Genomic DNA, 16,660 nt, shown 5'->3' with positions numbered 1-16,660 from the left:
GCCTGGGGGCGGGCTGAGCCGCGCGCGTTCAGGATGCGCCGTACGCGACGATGCCGCGGCGCACCGCGTCCAGCGCTTTGCGCGCCGTCCCACCGAGAGCGGCCGGCGCCACGAGCGAGATCTGGTCGAGCAGGTCGATCGTCTGCTTCGCCCACCGCACGAAGTCGCCCGCCGCCATGTCGGCGTCGACCAGCACCCGATCGAGCGGCACTCCGCGCGCCCACTGGTACATCGCCGAGGCGAGTCCGGTGGCGATCGGTTCGGTGCCGGGCAGGTGGTGGTCGCGTTCGAGGTCGTCGAGCTGCTGCCAGAGAGTCTCGGTCTCGCTCAACGCCTGACGGAAGGCTCCGCGCGGCAGTCCATGCTCCCCCGGGCCGGCGTCGTCGCGGCGCGGCTCGTACACGAGGCTGCAGGCGAGGGCCGCGAGAGCGGGCGCGTCGAGGCCCTTCCACAGCTCACGACGGATCGATTCGGCGACCAGGAGGTCGCGTTCGCCGTAGATGCGGCGCATCGTGCGGCCCGCCGGCGTCAGCACCTCTTGACCGTCGACCACCGCGATGTAGTCGAGCGCCGTGAGGACGTCGACGACCCGGTCGAAGATGCGCGCGACCGTGCCGGTGCGCTGCTCGATCTGGCGACGGATCTTGTCCGTGCTCTTGCGCAGCTTCCAGTACCGCTCGGCCCATCGGGCGTGATTCTCCCGATCGGGGCACGCGTGGGCGGGATGGCGCTGCATGCGCTTGCGGAGCGTGTCGATCTGCTTCAGTCGCTCATCGCGCGTGGCACGGGAGGCGGTCGCGTCTCGACGCTGGATCTTCTCGAGGTCCGACAGCTCGCGTCGGATCGAGGAGTACTCGCGGAAGTCGCCCCGGTCGCAGGTCATCGACGCTTCGTACCCGGCGAGGGACTCCTCGGCCTCGCGCACCTGGCGGGCGAGACCCACGACGGCGCGATCGGCCTGGAATTGCGCGAACGAGGACTCGAGGATCTCGCGCGAACGCGCGCGCCCGAACTGGTCGATGAGGTTCACGGCCATGTTGTAGGTCGGGCGGAAACTCGAGTTCAGCGGGTAGGTGCGCCGGGAGGCGAGCGCGGCGACCGCCTGCGGGTCGAGCGCCGCGGTCCACTGGATCACCGCGTGGCCCTCGACATCGATGCCCCGTCGACCGGCGCGGCCGGTCAGCTGGGTGTACTCCCCCGAGGTGATCGCGACACGCGCCTCACCGTTGAACTTCTCGAGCTTTTCCAGCACCACGGTGCGCGCGGGCATGTTGATGCCGAGGGCGAGCGTCTCGGTGGCGAACACCGCTTTGACGAGCTTGCGCTTGAACAGCTCCTCGACGACCTCTTTGAACGCGGGGAGCATGCCGGCGTGGTGGGCGGCGACGCCGCGTTCGAGGTTCTCGCGCCACTCCCAGAACCCCAGGACGGCGAGGTCTTCCTCGAGCAGGTTGCGCGTGCGCTCCTGCACGACCCGGCGGATCTCGGTGCGCTCCTCGGGCGTCGTCAGGCGCAGCCCCGAACGGCGCACTTGCTGCACCGCCGCCTCGCATCCGACGCGACTGAAGATGAAGAAGATCGCGGGCAGCAGGTTGGCCCGCTCCAGCAGCTTGATCACGTCGGGCCGATCGAGGCGCTCGATGCGCTGGGCCTGCGCGGGGCTCACCTGTCGCTGTCCCCCGCGGTGCGCTCCGCGGCGGGGCGCCTCGTGGCCGGCCTGGCGGGCACTGCGCGTCGACTGTGCGCGGCGGTTGTTCTCGAAGGTCGTGGCGCTTCCGGAACGGATGCGCATGAGCTCCTGGTTCACCGCTGCCGTCGCGACGCCCGCGCGGTCGTCGAAGAGCGGCAGCAGGTCGCCCCGCACCAGCACGTGTTGCTCGAGGGGGACGGGCCGGATCTCGGACACGATCACCGCGGTGTCACCGCGCACCGTGTCGAGCCAGTCGCCGAACTCCTCGGCGTTGGAGACCGTCGCCGACAGCGACACGAGCCGCACGCTCGGCGGGAGGTGGATGATCACTTCCTCCCATACCGCCCCGCGGAACCGGTCGGCGAGGTAGTGCACCTCGTCCATGACGACGTAGCGGAGACCTCGGAGGGCGCCCGAGTCCGCGTACAGCATGTTGCGCAGGACCTCGGTGGTCATCACGACGATGCGGGCGGAACCGTTGATGTTCGTGTCACCCGTGAGCAGTCCGACGTCGTCGGGCCCGTAGACCTCGACGAGCTCGCGGAACTTCTGGTTCGACAGCGCCTTGATGGGCGTCGTGTAGAAGGCCTTGTCCCCGGGCTCGAGCATCGCGAGGTGGATCGCGAACTCCCCCACGATCGTCTTGCCGGCCCCGGTGGGGGCGGCGACCAGCACGCTCCGACCGTCTTCGAGGGCCTGGCACCCGGCGATCTGGAAGTCGTCGAGTTCGAAGCGCTGCGAGGCGGCGAACTCCGTGGTGAGCGGATGCTGCGACCGCTGCGCCGCTTGAGCGAAGCGCTCGGCGGGACTCAGCGCGCTCAAGCGAGCTCCTCGGGCGGAAGGAGAGTGGCCTCGCGCTTGCGTCGACGGCGATCGAAGAGCATTGAAAGGCCGGCCGCAGCGAAGAACAGCACGATCAGAATGCCGGCGAGCATCACCATGCTGATCACGTCGGCGGCGGGGGTGGCGAGAGCGGCGAAGACGGTCGCGACGAGGATCGCGACCCGCCAGCCCCGGAGGATGCCTCGACCGCTCATCACGCCGGCGAGGTTCAAGGCGACGAGGAAGACGGGCAGGACGAAGGCCACCCCGATCACGATGAGGAGCTTGAAGACGAAGTCGTAGTAGGTGGCCGCATCGAACAATTGCGCGCCCTGCTGGGGCACGAACGTCGCCATGAGCTCGATGATGTGCGGCATGATCACGACGCCGACGGCGCAGCCGCCGAAGAAGAGCGGGATGGCCGCCGCGACGAAGCCGATCGTGTACCGCACCTCGGAGCGGGTGAGACCGGGCACGACGAAGGCCCAGAGCTGCCAGAGCCAGATCGGTGCCGACAGCAACAGTCCCAGGGCGAACGCGATGCGCATGCGCAGGTCGAAGCCCGAGGTGACGCCGGCGAAGTTGAGGGCGACGAGGTCTTCGCCGCGCGCTTCCGCGACGATGCGGATCGGCTCGGTGAGGACGGTGATGACCGGGTCGGTGATGATGAACGCGATCACCATGCCGATGATCAGACCGAGGACGGCGATCATCAGGCGCTTGCGCAGCTCGACGAGGTGCTGCCCCAGCGACATCCGACGATCACGCCGGGGCGCGGGATCTCCCACGCGCGGGGGTTGGGTCGCGACCACGACCCCGTTACGCCTTGGGTTCGGTGGTCCCGCGTGCGGCGTCCGCCGAGACGTTGGACACGTCTCGAGGCACGTCACGGGTTTCAGCGACGTCGACCACGACCGGGTCGGGGTCGTCCTTCTTCATGTCCTTGATCTCGCGCCGGAAGACGCGGGCGGACTGACCCATGCTCTTGGCAAGGGCCGGAAGTTTGGCCGCGCCGAACAGAAGCAGAACTACCGCGAGGATGAGCAGCAGGTGCCACCCGCTGAACGCATTGCCGAAGATGCCCATGTCCGTCTCCCAACGTGGGGTAAGTGCTCACAGTCTACGTGCCGTAGCTGTGGACGGCCGGTGACGCGGCGGTCAAGACGCTACGGTCGCGGCGCGTCGCGATACTGGGCGAGACCGGCAAGGGCCCACGACGCGGCAGCGCGGCGGGCGGCCGGCGGGTCGAGGATCTCCAACTGGCCGCCCCGGCGGGCGGCGAGACGCTTGAGGCTGTGCTCGTCGGCCACGCGCAGGGTGGCCACCGACAGGGCGCCCTCCGTCTCGACCGCGGCGCGATCGAGGTAGTCGCCGAGGAGCGGCGCAAGGGTGGCGGTGAAGCGCACCCGGGAGTCGGAATCGTTCTCCCCCGGGGCGAACAGCTCGGGAACGGGTTCCGTCGCGTGGCTGATGGGGATCTCGGTGAGAGCGACGTCGCTCACCCGCTCGAGGTGGAAGGTGCGCATCGCTTCGCGCAGATGGCACCAACCCTGCAGGTACCACTGCCCGCTGGCGATGTGCACCTTGACCGGGTCGACAGTACGCGTCGTGGGAGCCGCATCCGGTGCCTGATAGGTGAACGACACCGCGACGCCGCGCCGCAGGGCATGGTCGACGACATCGCGCACGCCGTCGACCGGACCGGGGGCGACGATCACGTCGGCGGGCGCGGCCGAGGCCCCCCGAGCGAGCTTCGCCAGAAGCCCCGTGACGAGCTGGCTGTCGCCGACCCCCGGCACGGTGCGTGCCAGCTGCAGGCCGGCAAGCAGGGCCGCCGCCTCCCGCGCGGTCAACCGGGGAGCACGTTCCAGGCCGACCGTGTTGGTGATGACGATCAGGTCGCGCTCATCGAGCAGATCCCAGTCGATGTCGAACAGATCGTGCGGCAATTGCCAGAATCCGCCGTCTCCGGGTCGACCGATGACGGTGAGCTTCTCGACCATCGCGCGCATCTGGTCGGGCGTGACGTCGAACTCGTCGGCGGCTTCGGCGATCGACACCTCACCCTTGCCCACGAGATAGGGCACGAGCTGCAGCATGAGGGCTGCGCGGTCGGTGGCGAGCAGGGCGCGGGCGTTCATGAGGCGGCTCCGTGCAGGCGCGCCGTGGCCTCGAGCCGCGCAATGACCTGCTCGCGGAGTTGCGCGGGTTCGACCACGCGCACCTCCGGCCCGTAGGAGGCGATCTCGTCAGCGAAGACGTGGACGTCGACGTAGGGAACGCGGATCCCCTGCTCCGCGGCTTCGCCGCGACGGGCGAGGCGCAGCGCGGCCTCCGTGCCCGGATGCACCTCGAGCAGCGCGGTGTTGCGGGCAGCCACCTCGCGCAGGCCGCTCAGCGCCTTCGCGCCGGCGCCTCGGCGCAGCGCCGCGTCGAAGGATTCGCGGGTCACCACGACATCGCCGACGATGCGCGACAGCAGGAACGTGCGTTCCGCATCGAGGCCGAGGTCGTGGCCGTAGACGTGCCAGCGCGCTTCGTACTCCACCAAGGCCAGGGGGCGGATGCGACGTGAGCGCGGGCGCTCCTCCCCCGGTCGGAGGTACGGGAACTCCACGACGCGGCCGGTCTCGATCGCTCGCTGCAGCGGCGCGAACGAGGCCTCGCGCAGGCTGATGCGAGGCGCGTAACCGATGATCGGCTCGTCCACGGCGATGCCGAGGGCGCGGATCTTGCGGAGGCCGCTGCGGGCGTCGGTCGACAGGGACTCCGACCCCCACACCCCGCCCGCCAGGTTGAGCAAGGCCACCTCGGCCGGGGTGAAGGAGATGTCGGCGGGGAGCTCGTACTCCGCCGTCGGCACGCGATAGCGCGCCTCACGCAGGTCGTCGGGGTCGGCGTGATCGCCGATCGTCTCGATCGGCACGCCGAGACCGCGCAGGCTCTCTTTATCGCGCTCGAACATCTTCTCCAGGGCGTCCTTGGACGCACCCGCTTCGGATTGCTCGCGGTATCCCGCCACGGACGAGAGGATCGTGTCTTTCGTCAGACCCTGCTCGGTGGCCATGAGCGCGACGACGAGATTGACGAGCCGCTCTTCGGGCGCGTTCTTCGAAGCGGGCGAGGACACCTGCCCATCCTAGGGGCGGGAGCGTTCGAACGCTTATTCGACGCCGAGGATGTCGATGACGTAGACGAGAGCGGTATCGGATGCCGTGGCACCGTCCGAACCGTCGGAGGCCGGCTGCACGACGAGCAGCTGGGATCCCACCGTCGCGCCGTTGAGGGCGTCGGCGATCACGGGCGGCACGGCATCGAGCGTGGCGGCGATCGGCTCGGCGTCCCACGTCGATTCGACCGTGCCCTGGGGGTCGTCCCAGCTGACGGAGGTGAAGTGGATCAGCGCGGTGGAGTCCTCGGCGACGGCCGCGCCATCACCCTTCTTGAGCTCCTCGACCACGGGGTCGGTCGGAGCCTCGGTGTCGGGGATGATGATGCCGGGACGCCCGTCGGGTGCCCGAACGACCGTGGGCAGGCCGTGCGCGTCGGTGAACTGGTCGGCACCGTCGGCGCGGGGCAGGTAGGCGCGGCGCACATCGACGACGGCGACCGCGGAATCGCCCTCTTCGAGTCCGAGCCCGGCGAGGGCTTCGGGCGCGATGGCCGACGCGGGGAGGGCGACGACGACCCGGGAGCCCTCGGCGGCGCAGTCCAGCGCCGTGGGGAGGGTCGGGAACGTCTGCGACCACTGCGACAGCGCGATCGGTTCGATGGCGCCGTCGTCGTAGGAGGTCGACACGAGCGACTCGCCGGTCTCACCGCTGAACAGCGAGATGTCGAGAGCGACCATCTGGCTGTCGTCGGTGATCCGTGCGCCGTCACCCGGGGTGAGGGCGTACGCCGTGGTGTCGGACACGTAGAACGGGGTGCGCACGGTCACGGCAGGACGCACGTCGCTCTCGCCGGAGACATCGATGAGGTCGGACACCCCGGGAGCGTCGCTCGGGAGGGCGTCGCACGAGGACGCGGGAGCAGCGGACGAGCAACCGACGAGACCGACACCGACGAGAGCGGTCACAGCCAGGAGAACGGGGATTCTGCGCACCGGATCAGTCTATGGGTTCGTGTCCGAAGCATCCTGCGTCGCCTGGCGCACGCCGTCGGCCGCCTTCTGCGCCTCGCGCACGCGTTTGCGGAGGTTCTTGTCGGTGATCTGCCGGTCGCCCACGGCACCCGGCGTCCACAGCTCCACGTCCTCGTCGCCGTAGCTCGACTTCGACGCGCGGCGCTTCTGCTCGGGCGCGACAGCGCCGGGGGCCAGGCGACGGGCGGTGATGAGGAAGCCGGTGTGAGCGATCATCCGGTGATCAGGACGAACGGCGAGGCCTTCGACATGCCACCCGCGCACCATCGTCTCGTTCGCGTCGGGCTCGGTGAACAATCCGGTCGCGCGGAGGTACTCCGCCACCCGGGAGAGCTGGGTGGCGGTCGCCACGTAGCAGAGCACCACGCCGCCGGGGGTGAGGGCGTCGGCTGCGACGTCGATGCATTCCCACGGCGCGAGCATGTCGAGGATGACGCGGTCGACCGATCCGGGAGCGACCGCCTCGGGGAGCTGCTCGACGAGGTCGCCGACGACGACCTCCCACGTCGGCGGCGGCGCGCCGAGGTAGGTGTCGACATTGGCTCGGGCGACCTCGGCGAACTCCTCGCGGCGTTCGAACGAGATCAGGCGGCCCGCGGGTCCGATGGCGCGCAGCAGCCAGAGCGACAGGGCACCCGAACCGACGCCCGCTTCCACCACGACCGCGCCCGGGAAGACGTCGGCCTGGGCGAGGATCTGCGCGGCATCCTTGGGGTAGACGATCGCCGCGCCCCGCGGCATCGACATGACGAAGTCGCGCAGGAGCGGCCGCAGGGCGAGATATTCGTGTCCGGCGCTGTTGACGGCGACCGTACCGTCGGGCTGGCCGACGAGAGTCTCGTGCCGCAGCACCCCGTTGTGGGTGTGCAGCTCGCCGCCGTCGCGCAGGGTGATCGTATGCATGCGCCCCTTCGGGCCCGTCAGCTGCACGCGGTCGCCGACGCGGAACGGACCGCTGAGGTGGGGGATCTCGCTCACGGTGCGCTCACCGCCGTCACGTTCTCGCTGCTGCGGTGGGTGCGGTGCAGGGCGATGAGGTCGTCGAGCGTGCGGCCCTCGAGCGTCGGCCAGAGCGCGTGCGCGCCGACTCCTTCGAGGGGAAGCATGAGCGGCACCCCGAGGCTCACGGCTCCGCTCGCGACCGCAGAGCGCAGACCGTTCGGCGAATCCTCGATCGCAATGGTGTCGAGCGGGTCGACGCCGAGTGCGGCGCAGGCCTGCAGGTACGGATCGGGGAACGGCTTGGGGCGCTCGACGTCGTCACCGGCGACGACGAGGTCGAACGCGTCGAACCCCATCAGGTTCACCACATGATCGGCCATCCGCCGCATCGACATGGTCACGAGCGCCGTCGGCACACCGGCCGCCTTCAGCTCGGCGAGCAGTTCCCGCGCTCCCGGACGGAACGGCACCCCGGTCTCGGCCAACCGCCGCATCACCTCGTCGGTCAGGTGGTCGATGATCTCGTGCACCGCGAGACGCACCCCCGCGTTCTGGAAGATGCGCGCGGAATCCTCGAGTCCCAGGCCCACGAGACCCAGTGCCTGCTCGTGCGACCAGGTGCCCCCGAAGCTCTCGACGAGGGGCGTTTCCGCCGCCATCCAATAGGGCTCGGTGTCCACGAGAGTGCCGTCCATGTCCCACAGGACGGCCGCGGGAAGGGATCGGGTCATCCCTCGATCCTATCCGGGCGGCTGGGACGCCACCGTGGGGAGCGACCTCGCGGAGGCCGGATGCACCTATCCTTGAGTGACCCCGCTGGGGGCTGAGGAGGTTGCGTGGAAGCACTGGGTCGCCGAGTTCTCGTATCCGCATTCGACGGATGGAACGATGCGGGAGAAGCTGCCTCGGCCGCGATCGCACTGCTCCGTGAGCAGGGCGAATACGAGCCTGTGTTCTCCGCCGATCCGGAGCTCTACTTCGACTACCAGTACACGCGCCCGCAGGTCGTCGCCGACGGTGAGGGCGGCCGGTCGCTGAAGTGGCCCGAGGCCACCTTGCTGCGTCCGCGCAAGACCACTCGTTCCGGCACGCAGCTGTGGCTGCTGACCGGGGTGGAGCCCGCCCGGGCGTGGCAGGCCTTCGCGAGCGAATTCGTCGACGTCGCGCTGCGCGAGGACATCACCGGCTTCGTCACCCTCGGCTCGATGATGTCGGACGTGCCGCACACCCGCCCGATCTCCGTCTTCTCCGGCAGTGAGAACGAGAACGTGCGCCTGCAGCTCGGCCTCGAGCGCAGCTCGTACGAGGGGCCCGTCGGCATCCTGTCCGTGCTCACCGACGCCGCCGAAACCGCGGGCATCCCCACCGCGTCCCTCTGGGCGAACGTGCCGCACTACGTCGCCGGCCACACGCCCTCCCCGAAAGCCACCCTCGCCCTCCTCGACCGGCTGGAGGATGTCAGCGGCGCCGAAGTGCCGCGCGCGGGCCTGTCGGTCGAAGCCGCCGCGTGGGAAGCATCCATCGACGCGGCCGCGGCCGACGATGAGGAGATGACGGAGTACATCCGTCAGCTGGAGCAGACCCGCGACACCTGGGACTCCCCCGAGGCCTCGGGCGACGCGATCGCGCAGGAGTTCGAGCGCTACCTCCGCCGCGGCGGCGACGGGCCCACCAAGCCCGGGCGCGACGACCCGCCCGCACCGCGCCGCTGAGCCGCGCCGCTGAGACTCAGGTCGCCTGCAGCACGCCCGTGGCGAGCAGGACGATGAGCGCGATGCCGAGCAGCACGCGGTAGATCACGAACGGCAGGAAGCTGCCGCGCTTGAGGTACTGCATGAGGAACGCGATCACCGCGAGTCCGACGCCGAACGCGACGACCGTCGCGATGGCGGTCTCCACTCCCCCGTAGGGTCCGCCCGGCTCTTGGAAGCTCTGCTGCAGCTCGTAGAGCCCGCTGCCGAACACGGCGGGCACGGCGAGCAGGAACGCGTACTCCGCCGCGGCGGTGCGGGTGTACCCGAGCGCAAGGGCGAGGGTCGTGGTTGCTCCCGAGCGCGAGACGCCCGGTATCAGGGCGAGTGCTTGCGCGAAACCGATCGCGATACCGCTCGGGAAGGTCATGTCGTCCATCTCCCGGGTGCGGGAGCCCCACCGGTCGGCCGCGCCCAGCAGCAGACCGAAGACGATGAGCACGATCGCCACGAGCCAGAGGTTGCGGAACGTGTCACGGATGACGTCCTGGAACGCGTAACCCAGGATGCCGATCGGCAGGGTCCCGATGATCACGAGCCACCCCATGCGCGCGTCGGGGTCGTTGCGCGGCACTCTGCCGGCGAGCGACTGCGCCCACCGCGAGATGATGCGCACGATCTTCTTGCGGAAGTACAGCAGCACGGCAAGCTCGGTGCCCAGCTGCGTGATCGCGGTGAAGGTCGCTCCCGGATCCGTGGCCGACGGCAGGAACTCCCCCACGATGCGCAGGTGCGCGGAGGAGGAGATCGGCAGGAATTCCGTCAGTCCCTGGACCAGCCCCAGGATGATCGCCTCGATGATCTGCATGTGCGCCTCTCAGTACGTCCGGATGAGATCGGTCAACACCCGCTGTCCGAACACGAGCGCATCGACGGGCACACGCTCGTCGACCCCGTGGAACATGCCGGTGAAGTCCAGACCGGCGGGCAGACGCAACGGCGCGAACCCGTACCCCCGGATGTCGAGGGCGGCCAGCGCCTTGTTGTCGGTGCCCGCCCCGAGGAGGTACGGGATGACGGGAACGCCCGGGTCGTGGCGGCCGAGGCTCGCCACCATCGCGTCGACGAGGTCGCCCGCGAAGGGCACCTCGAGGCCGACGTCCTGGTGCACGATCTCGATCGACACCTCGTCGCCCACGATCGCCTGGATCTGCGCGATCGCGGCGTCTTCGGTGCCGGGCAGCACGCGCACGTCGATGAGCGCCTCGGCGCGATCGGGGATCACGTTGTGCTTGTAGCCCGCCGTGAGCCCGGTGGGATTGGTCGTCGTGCGGAGGGTGGAGCGGAGGAAGGCGGATGCTGCGCCGGCGCGCGCCGTGAGTTCGTCGGGGTCTTCGCCCGCCACACCGCTCAGCGCCTCGAGTTCTTCGAGGAAGCGGGTGGTGGTGTCGGTGAGACTCACCGGCCAGGCGGTGCGGCCGAGGCGCGCCACGGCCTCGGCGAGGGTGATGATCGCGTTGTCCTCGTGCAGGCGGCTGCCGTGGCCGGCCCGGCCGCGTGCAATGAGCTTCATCCAGATGAGAGCTTTCTCGCCCACCTGCAGCAGGTACGCCCGGCGGTCCGAGACTTCGATCGAGTAGCCGCCGACCTCGCTGATGGCCTCGGTCGCTCCCGCGAACCACTCCGGGCGGTCCCGCACGACGAGGGCCGACCCCTCGACGCCCCCGTTCTCCTCGTCGGCGAAGAAGACGAGGATGAGGTCGCGTTCTGGCTGCTCCCCCGCCCGCAGCAGTTCCGCGACCGAAGTGAGGATCATCGCATCCATGTTCTTCATGTCCACGGCGCCGCGGCCCCACAGCATCCCGTCCCGGATCTCACCGGCGAACGGATCGACGCTCCAGTCCTCCGCGATGGCGGGGACGACGTCGAGGTGGCCGTGCAGGATCAGCGCGGGCTTGTCGGGGTTCTTGCCCGCCACGCGCGCCCAGACGTTCGTGCGCCGCGGGATCGGCTCGTAGTACTCGGGTGCGAGGCCGAGGCTCTCGAGGTAGGCGCCGACGTATTCCGCCGCCTCGCGCTCGCCGTTCGCGCGGCCGCCGCCGAAGTTCGACGTGTCGAAACGGATGAGGTCCGCGGCGATGAGGGCGACCTCGGGGAGGCCGTCGACGGGCGTGGGCATGCGCCTACGCTACCGGGCGTCGGAGGACTCCTCGTGCCGTCGTTCGGGGGCCGGTTTCGTGGCGGGTCGGCGGACGTGGTAATGTCGATCCTCGGTTGCAAAGCCGAGAAACACCCAATGCGCGGGTGGCGGAATAGGTAGACGCGCTAGCTTGAGGTGCTAGTGCCCGGATAGGGCGTGGGGGTTCAAGTCCCCCCTCGCGCACAGAACGAAACAGGGTCCCGAAAGGGGCCCTTTTTCGTGCGCTCGGCACGTGCCTGGCTCAGGCGGGGCGCCGGTGCGCCGACCGAGAAACTCACATCTGGCTGGGAAACGCCGCCAGGCGGTGCGTCTGAGCCCAGAAGTGGTTTCTCGGGGCGTTCAGGCGGCGGAGACGCCGAAGAGCAGGCCGAGCACGTAGGTCACCGCGGCGGCGCCGTAGCCGATCAGCAGCTGGCGCAGGGCGCGGCGCAGCGGCGGCGCGCCCGACAGCAGCCCGACCATCGCGCCGGTGCCGAGGAGCGCGAGCCCCACGAGCGCGAGGGCGAGCACGACGGCCGCCACGCCCGAGAGTCCGAACAGCCACGGGAGCACCGGGATGATGGCGCCGGAGGCGAAGAAGAGGAAGCTCGAGATCGACGCGCCCCACGCCCCGCCCACGATCTCGTGGTCGCCGGTGGGTTCGTGCGCGCGCGGGTTGGCGTTGTCCGGAAGGCGGGATGCTTCGACCGCGCTGCGGGCGCGTTCCTGTGCCTCCGCCTCGGGCATCCCCCGGGTGCGATAGACGAGCGCGAGCTCGTTGGCGTCGATGTCGAGGTGCGGGATGGCGTCGTCGGCGAAGTCGCTCGGTTCGGTGGCATCGAGCATCTCGCGCTGCGATCGCACCGACACGAACTCGCCCGCCCCCATCGACAGGGCGCCTGCGAGCAGGCCAGCGATTCCGCTGAAGAGCACGAATCCCGGTGCCACACCCGTGGCACCGATGCCCATGACCAGTGCCAGGTTCGATACCAGGCCGTCGTTCGCCCCGAACACGGCGGCGCGGAACGTGCCCGAGAGTCGGCGGCGACCGCGGGCGGCGAGGCCCCGAACGACCTCGTGATGCACCTTCTCGTCCGCCGCCATAGCCGCCGTCGCGTTGGGCTCGTCGTCGTACGGCGAGCGGGCTTCGGCGTTCTGGGCGAGGGCGAGCACGAAGATCGAGCCGAAGCGGCTCGCCATCCAGCCGAGCAGGCGCTGTCCGAGCGCCGGGGCGGGGAGTCGGTCCGGCTCGCCGCCGAGCAGCTCCACCCAGTGCGCCTCGTGTCGGCCTTCGGCGTCGGCCAGGGCCAGCAGGATGCTGCGCTCCTCGCCGGTGCGTCGTGCGGCGAGTTCGCGGTACACGCGCGCCTCGGCGCGTTCCTCGACGAGGTATCTCGTCCAGCGCCGGCGGTCACGCGAAGTGGGGGGCGTGGTCACGGTTCGTTCCTTCATCGGGGTTCACTCCACGCTAACGACGAGCGTGAGCGCCCCTGCCCGAAAAGCCCCGATTGACAGCATTTCGGGCCTCCGAATCAGCGAGCGGAAACGAGCCGACCGGTCACGCGTGCACCCGGCGGCGCAGCACCTCGATGCGCGCCTGCAGTTGCGCGACGGTGGCGTGCGAGACGGCAGGGCCGCCGCAGATGCGTCGCAGTTCGGCGTGGACCATGCCGTGCGGTTCGCCGCTCTGGCGCGCGTAGAGCCCGACGAGGCTGTTGAGCAGCTGTCGCTGCTCCTTCAGCGTGCGGTGCAGGGCCTGCGGCAACTCGGGTTCGGCAGGCGCGTCGGTGGATGCTGCGGTGTCGCGCTCGCGGGTCTCCCTCGCCGAGCGGTGCCTGCCCTGCTTGGCCTGGCGCGCCATGAGCACCTCGTGCACGTGCTCGGGCTCGAGCAGGCCCGGAATGCCGAGGAACTCCTCCTCCTCCGGGGTGCCGGGGGTGGCGAGCTGACCGAACTCCTGACCGTCGAAGAGCACCCGGTCGAAGTGCGCGAGCGAGCCGATGGCCTGGAACGTGAACTCCTGCTCGAGGGCGTCGGAGGCCTTGTCCTCGCGCTCCGCAGCGTCCATCAGGTCTTCTTCGGCGTTCCACTCGTCGCCCTCGCTGTCGCGATCGAGGGCGTGGTCGCGTTGGCGCTCCATCTCACCGGCGAGGGCGAGCAGGGAGGGGACGTGGGGCAGGAAGACGCTCGCGGTCTCACCGCGCCGGCGGGCACGCACGAAACGGCCGATCGCCTGGGCGAAGAAGAGCGGGGTCGACGCCGAGGTCGCGTACACGCCCACCGCGAGGCGCGGCACGTCGACCCCCTCCGACACCATGCGGACGGCGACCATCCATCGGCTATCGCCCTGCGAGAAGGTCTCGATGCGCGACGAGGCCTCCACTTCGTCGGAGAGCACCACGGTCGGGGTCTCGCCGGTGAGGCCCTCGAGGATCGCGGCATAGGCACGCGCGGCGGTCTGGTCGGTCGCGATCACGAGTCCGCCGGCGTCGGGCACCTGCTCCCGCACCTCAGTGAGGCGGCGGTCGGCCGAGCGCAACACCGCGGGGATCCACTCCCCGTTCGGATCCAGCGCCGTCCGCCACGCCTGGGAGGTGATGTCCTTCGTGTTGTCCTGGCCGAGCTGGGCTTCCATCTCCTCGCCGGCCTTGGTGCGCCAGCGCATCTGCCCCGCGTAGACGAGGAACAGCACGGGGCGCACGACCCCGTCCTCGAGCGCCCGCCGGTAGCCGTAGGCGTAGTCGCTGCGGGAGATGCGGATGCCGTGCTCGTCGGGGTGGTACTCCACGAACGGGATCGGGGCGGTATCGCTGCGGAACGGCGTGCCCGACAGCAGCAGGCGGCGCGTCGCCCGGCCGTAGGCCTCGCGCAGCGCGTCGCCCCAGCTGAGCGCGTCGCCGCCGTGGTGCACCTCGTCGAGGATCACGAGGGTGCGCGCGTTCATGATCAGGTCGTGGTGGACGGATGCTTTCGTGGCGACCTGCGCGTAGGTCACCGCCACGCCTTGATACTGCCGCGAGGGAACCGAGTGGCGGTTGCTGAAGGCGGGATCGAGTCGGATGGACGCCCGCGCGGCAGCATCCGCCCACTGCGTCTTGAGGTGCTCCGTCGGGGCGACGACCACGATGCGGTCGATCACGTTGCGACGCAGCAGTTCGCTCGCCAGGCGCAGCGCGAAGGTCGTCTTTCCGGCCCCCGGGGTCGCCGCGGCGAGGAAGTCGCGGGGGCCTTTGCCCACCCCGTCGGGGCCGTCGGCGCCGAAGTACACGTCGAGCGCCTCGGCCTGCCAGGCGCGCAGCCGCTGCGCGGTTCCCCACGGAGCCCGCTGCGGGTACGTCGGGGAGAGGTGCTCGGCGGCGAAGCTGCCGAAGTGCGCGTCGCTCTCGCTCGTGTCGGGGAGGTCCGTGAGGGTGTCGTCGTCCACGTTCCTCCTTCCGGTCGCTTTGGCGCGAACATCCACGATAGGCGACCCCACCCCCGCTAGCCTGGCTGTGGAGGAAGCGATGACATTCGAACCCGATCCGCCGAGCCCCGAGTCCGGCAGAACCGTGCCCGCGGCCCACCCGTGGCGTCGCTACGTCGCCCTGGGCGACTCGTTCACCGAGGGCATCGGCGACCCCGAGCCCGGTTCACCCGACGGCCACCGCGGCTGGGCCGACCGTGTCGCCGAAGTGCTCGCCTCGCAGGTGGACGACTTCGCGTACGCCAACCTCGCCGTCCGCGGCAAGTTGATCGCCCAGATCGCCGCCGACCAGATCGACCCCGCCCTGGCCCTCCAGCCCGACCTCATCAGCATCTCCGCCGGCGGCAACGACGTGATCCGCCCCGGCACCGATCCCGACGTGGTCGCCGAGAAGCTCGAGGACGCGGTGGTGCGCCTGTCCTCCGGCGGTGCGAGCGTCGTGGTGTTCACCGGGATCGACACCAACTTCACGCCCGTCTTCCGGGGCATCCGCGGCAAGGTGGCGATCTTCAACGAGAACATCCGCGCGATCGCCGCGAAGTACGACGCGATCGTCGCCGATCAGTGGGGGCTCAAGCAGATCCAGGACATGCGGTTCTTCGACGACGACCGCCTGCACATGAACCCGCTCGGACATCACGAGGTGGCGCGCATGGTGCTGCGCACGCTGAACGTGCCGAACGACCTGCAGCCGATGCAGCCCGACCCGCTGCCGCTGACCACCTGGCGCGCCGCGCGGGAGAAGGACCTCGTCTGGGCTCGGGCCTACCTCATGCCCTGGGTGTCGCGGCGCCTGCGCCACAAGTCCTCGGGCGATTTCGTGCACGCCAAGCGCCCCGAGCCGACGCCCGTGCTGTTCCTCTCGCCGGATGCCGCCGAAGACTCGGACAGCGCCGAGCCCCGCACCTAGGGTCGGCGCAGCGCCCAGAGCGCCACGGCGGAGGCGGCCGCCACGTTGAGCGAGTCGACGTCGCCGCCCATCGGGATGGTCACGACCGTGTCGGCCGCGGCGAGGGCACGTCGGCTCAGGCCGTCGCCCTCGGCGCCCAGCATCAGCGCGATGCGCTCCGGCGGGTCGGCCGCGAACTCGTCGAGCGGTACGGCGCCGTCGGCGAGGGCGAGGGCCGCGACGTGCAGCCCGGCCTCGTGCAGAGCGGTGATTGCGGCGTCGCCCTCCGGCAGTCGCGTCCATGGGACCTGGAAGACGGTGCCCATGCTGACGCGCACGCTGCGGCGATACAGCGGATCGGCGCAGCGTGCCGACACCAGCACGGCGTCGGCGCCGAGGGCAGCGGCGCTGCGGAAAGCCGCCCCCACGTTGGTGTGATCGACGATGTCCTCGAGCACGACGACCAGGCGGGCATCGCGCACGACCTCGGCCACGGAGAGCTCGGGCGGCCGGTGCATCGCCGCGAGCACGCCGCGGTGCACGGCGTAGCCGGTGACGTCCTCGGCGACGGCGGCCGGCACCACGTACACGTCGACCTCGCCGTCGACAGCGGCCAGGATGTCCTCGGCATCCTCGAGCCACTTCTCCTGCACCAGGACCGATCGCGGTCGGTGCCCGGCACGTAATGCGCGGCGGATCACCTTCGCCGACTCGGCGATGTACAGCCCACCGGCCGGTTCCGAGATGCGGCGCAGGGCCACGTCGGTGAGGTGGCGGTAGTCGGCCAGACGCGCGTCGTCGGCCTCGTCGATGCGGATGGTGCGCATGGGTGGGGGTCCC

15 protein-coding genes and 1 tRNA gene are annotated in these 16,660 nt (G+C 70.3%); 3 read left to right on the top strand and 13 right to left on the bottom strand.

The window, feature by feature from the left end; translation table 11 throughout:
* Window positions 1-28: 28 nt before the first annotated feature.
* The 8 genes from ACFXP5_RS01720 to ACFXP5_RS01685 all read right to left on the bottom strand — a co-directional run bounded on the left by ACFXP5_RS01720 (window position 29) and on the right by ACFXP5_RS01685 (window position 8,329).
* Window positions 29-2,512, bottom strand: coding sequence for a DEAD/DEAH box helicase (locus tag ACFXP5_RS01720; protein ID WP_394543261.1), 2,484 nt, complete (start codon window positions 2,510-2,512; stop codon window positions 29-31).
* A complete protein-coding gene (gene tatC, locus ACFXP5_RS01715) occupies window positions 2,509-3,267 on the bottom strand; it encodes a twin-arginine translocase subunit TatC (RefSeq protein ID WP_394543260.1) in 759 nt (252 codons plus the stop codon). Before tatC ends, ACFXP5_RS01720 begins: the two co-directional genes overlap by 4 nt.
* 64 nt (window positions 3,268-3,331) lie before the next feature.
* Window positions 3,332-3,598 (bottom strand): twin-arginine translocase TatA/TatE family subunit, encoded by a 267-nt coding sequence (gene tatA, locus ACFXP5_RS01710; protein WP_394526454.1) that lies wholly within the window; start codon window positions 3,596-3,598, stop codon window positions 3,332-3,334.
* A gap of 80 nt (window positions 3,599-3,678) precedes the next feature.
* Window positions 3,679-4,653: a helix-turn-helix transcriptional regulator gene (locus ACFXP5_RS01705; RefSeq protein WP_394543259.1), complete on the bottom strand. Its 975-nt coding sequence runs from the start codon at window positions 4,651-4,653 to the stop codon at window positions 3,679-3,681.
* Entirely contained in the window at window positions 4,650-5,642 is a 993-nt protein-coding gene (locus ACFXP5_RS01700; RefSeq protein WP_394526451.1) for a helix-turn-helix transcriptional regulator, read from the bottom strand. Before ACFXP5_RS01700 ends, ACFXP5_RS01705 begins: the two co-directional genes overlap by 4 nt.
* Before the next feature lie 33 nt (window positions 5,643-5,675).
* Window positions 5,676-6,617, bottom strand: coding sequence for an FKBP-type peptidyl-prolyl cis-trans isomerase (locus tag ACFXP5_RS01695; RefSeq protein ID WP_394526449.1), 942 nt, complete (start codon window positions 6,615-6,617; stop codon window positions 5,676-5,678).
* 9 nt (window positions 6,618-6,626) lie between these two features.
* Window positions 6,627-7,634: a tRNA (adenine-N1)-methyltransferase gene (locus tag ACFXP5_RS01690; protein WP_394543258.1), complete on the bottom strand. Its 1,008-nt coding sequence runs from the start codon at window positions 7,632-7,634 to the stop codon at window positions 6,627-6,629.
* Entirely contained in the window at window positions 7,631-8,329 is a 699-nt protein-coding gene (locus ACFXP5_RS01685; RefSeq protein WP_394543257.1) for an HAD family hydrolase, read from the bottom strand. The genes ACFXP5_RS01690 and ACFXP5_RS01685 overlap by 4 nt, the downstream gene beginning before the upstream one ends.
* 105 nt (window positions 8,330-8,434) lie before the next feature.
* Here ACFXP5_RS01685 and ACFXP5_RS01680 point away from each other — a divergent pair, with 105 nt between their 5' ends.
* Window positions 8,435-9,310, top strand: coding sequence for a PAC2 family protein (locus ACFXP5_RS01680; protein ID WP_394543256.1), 876 nt, complete (start codon window positions 8,435-8,437; stop codon window positions 9,308-9,310).
* Between the two features lie 16 nt (window positions 9,311-9,326).
* Here ACFXP5_RS01680 and ACFXP5_RS01675 read toward each other — a convergent pair whose 3' ends face one another.
* Together ACFXP5_RS01675 and ACFXP5_RS01670 are read right to left on the bottom strand one after the other, a co-directional pair.
* Window positions 9,327-10,157 carry an undecaprenyl-diphosphate phosphatase gene (locus ACFXP5_RS01675; RefSeq protein ID WP_394543255.1) on the bottom strand — a complete coding sequence of 277 codons (831 nt, stop codon included), beginning with the start codon at window positions 10,155-10,157 and terminating at the stop codon, window positions 9,327-9,329.
* A 9-nt stretch (window positions 10,158-10,166) separates the two neighbouring features.
* The gene (locus tag ACFXP5_RS01670; protein ID WP_394543254.1) at window positions 10,167-11,468 is read right to left on the bottom strand and encodes a M20/M25/M40 family metallo-hydrolase; all 1,302 of its coding nucleotides are present in this window, start codon (window positions 11,466-11,468) and stop codon (window positions 10,167-10,169) included.
* Window positions 11,469-11,587: 119 nt separating this feature from the next.
* Between ACFXP5_RS01670 and ACFXP5_RS01665 the strand changes: the two genes are divergently transcribed.
* Window positions 11,588-11,672, top strand: a tRNA-Leu gene (locus tag ACFXP5_RS01665).
* Window positions 11,673-11,828: 156 nt separating this feature from the next.
* Here ACFXP5_RS01665 and ACFXP5_RS01660 read toward each other — a convergent pair.
* Together ACFXP5_RS01660 and ACFXP5_RS01655 are read right to left on the bottom strand one after the other, a co-directional pair.
* A complete protein-coding gene (locus ACFXP5_RS01660; protein WP_394543253.1) occupies window positions 11,829-12,905 on the bottom strand; it encodes a VIT1/CCC1 transporter family protein in 1,077 nt (358 codons plus the stop codon).
* Between the two features lie 121 nt (window positions 12,906-13,026).
* A complete protein-coding gene (locus tag ACFXP5_RS01655; protein ID WP_394543251.1) occupies window positions 13,027-14,892 on the bottom strand; it encodes a DEAD/DEAH box helicase in 1,866 nt (621 codons plus the stop codon).
* 79 nt (window positions 14,893-14,971) lie between these two features.
* On the opposite strand from ACFXP5_RS01655, the gene ACFXP5_RS01650 reads away from it, so the two are divergent.
* Window positions 14,972-15,841 carry an SGNH/GDSL hydrolase family protein gene (locus ACFXP5_RS01650; protein ID WP_394543249.1) on the top strand — a complete coding sequence of 290 codons (870 nt, stop codon included), beginning with the start codon at window positions 14,972-14,974 and terminating at the stop codon, window positions 15,839-15,841.
* Here ACFXP5_RS01650 and ACFXP5_RS01645 read toward each other — a convergent pair.
* Window positions 15,838-16,647 (bottom strand): TrmH family RNA methyltransferase, encoded by an 810-nt coding sequence (locus ACFXP5_RS01645; RefSeq protein WP_394543248.1) that lies wholly within the window; start codon window positions 16,645-16,647, stop codon window positions 15,838-15,840. The genes ACFXP5_RS01650 and ACFXP5_RS01645 overlap by 4 nt on opposite strands.
* Between the last annotated feature and the right edge of the window lie 13 nt (window positions 16,648-16,660).

Origin of the sequence: Microbacterium hanjuni (assembly GCF_043556395.1) — a bacterium.
Taxonomy (GTDB): domain Bacteria; phylum Actinomycetota; class Actinomycetes; order Actinomycetales; family Microbacteriaceae; genus Microbacterium.
Note: the sequence above shows the minus strand (reverse complement) of the source record. Positions and strands in the feature narration are given on the sequence as shown.

What these genes read in the sequence shown, in the direction of transcription:
- tatC (WP_394543260.1), bottom strand. Translation starts at nt 3,267, where the DNA reads ATGTCGCTGGGGCAGCACCTCGTCGAGCTGCGCAAGCGCCTGATGATC.
- tatA (WP_394526454.1), bottom strand. Translation starts at nt 3,598, where the DNA reads ATGGGCATCTTCGGCAATGCGTTCAGCGGGTGGCACCTGCTGCTCATC.
- ACFXP5_RS01705 (WP_394543259.1), bottom strand. Translation starts at nt 4,653, where the DNA reads ATGAACGCCCGCGCCCTGCTCGCCACCGACCGCGCAGCCCTCATGCTG.
- ACFXP5_RS01685 (WP_394543257.1), bottom strand. Translation starts at nt 8,329, where the DNA reads ATGACCCGATCCCTTCCCGCGGCCGTCCTGTGGGACATGGACGGCACT.
- ACFXP5_RS01675 (WP_394543255.1), bottom strand. Translation starts at nt 10,157, where the DNA reads ATGCAGATCATCGAGGCGATCATCCTGGGGCTGGTCCAGGGACTGACG.
- ACFXP5_RS01670 (WP_394543254.1), bottom strand. Translation starts at nt 11,468, where the DNA reads ATGCCCACGCCCGTCGACGGCCTCCCCGAGGTCGCCCTCATCGCCGCG.
- ACFXP5_RS01650 (WP_394543249.1), top strand. Translation starts at nt 14,972, where the DNA reads ATGACATTCGAACCCGATCCGCCGAGCCCCGAGTCCGGCAGAACCGTG.
- ACFXP5_RS01645 (WP_394543248.1), bottom strand. Translation starts at nt 16,647, where the DNA reads ATGCGCACCATCCGCATCGACGAGGCCGACGACGCGCGTCTGGCCGAC.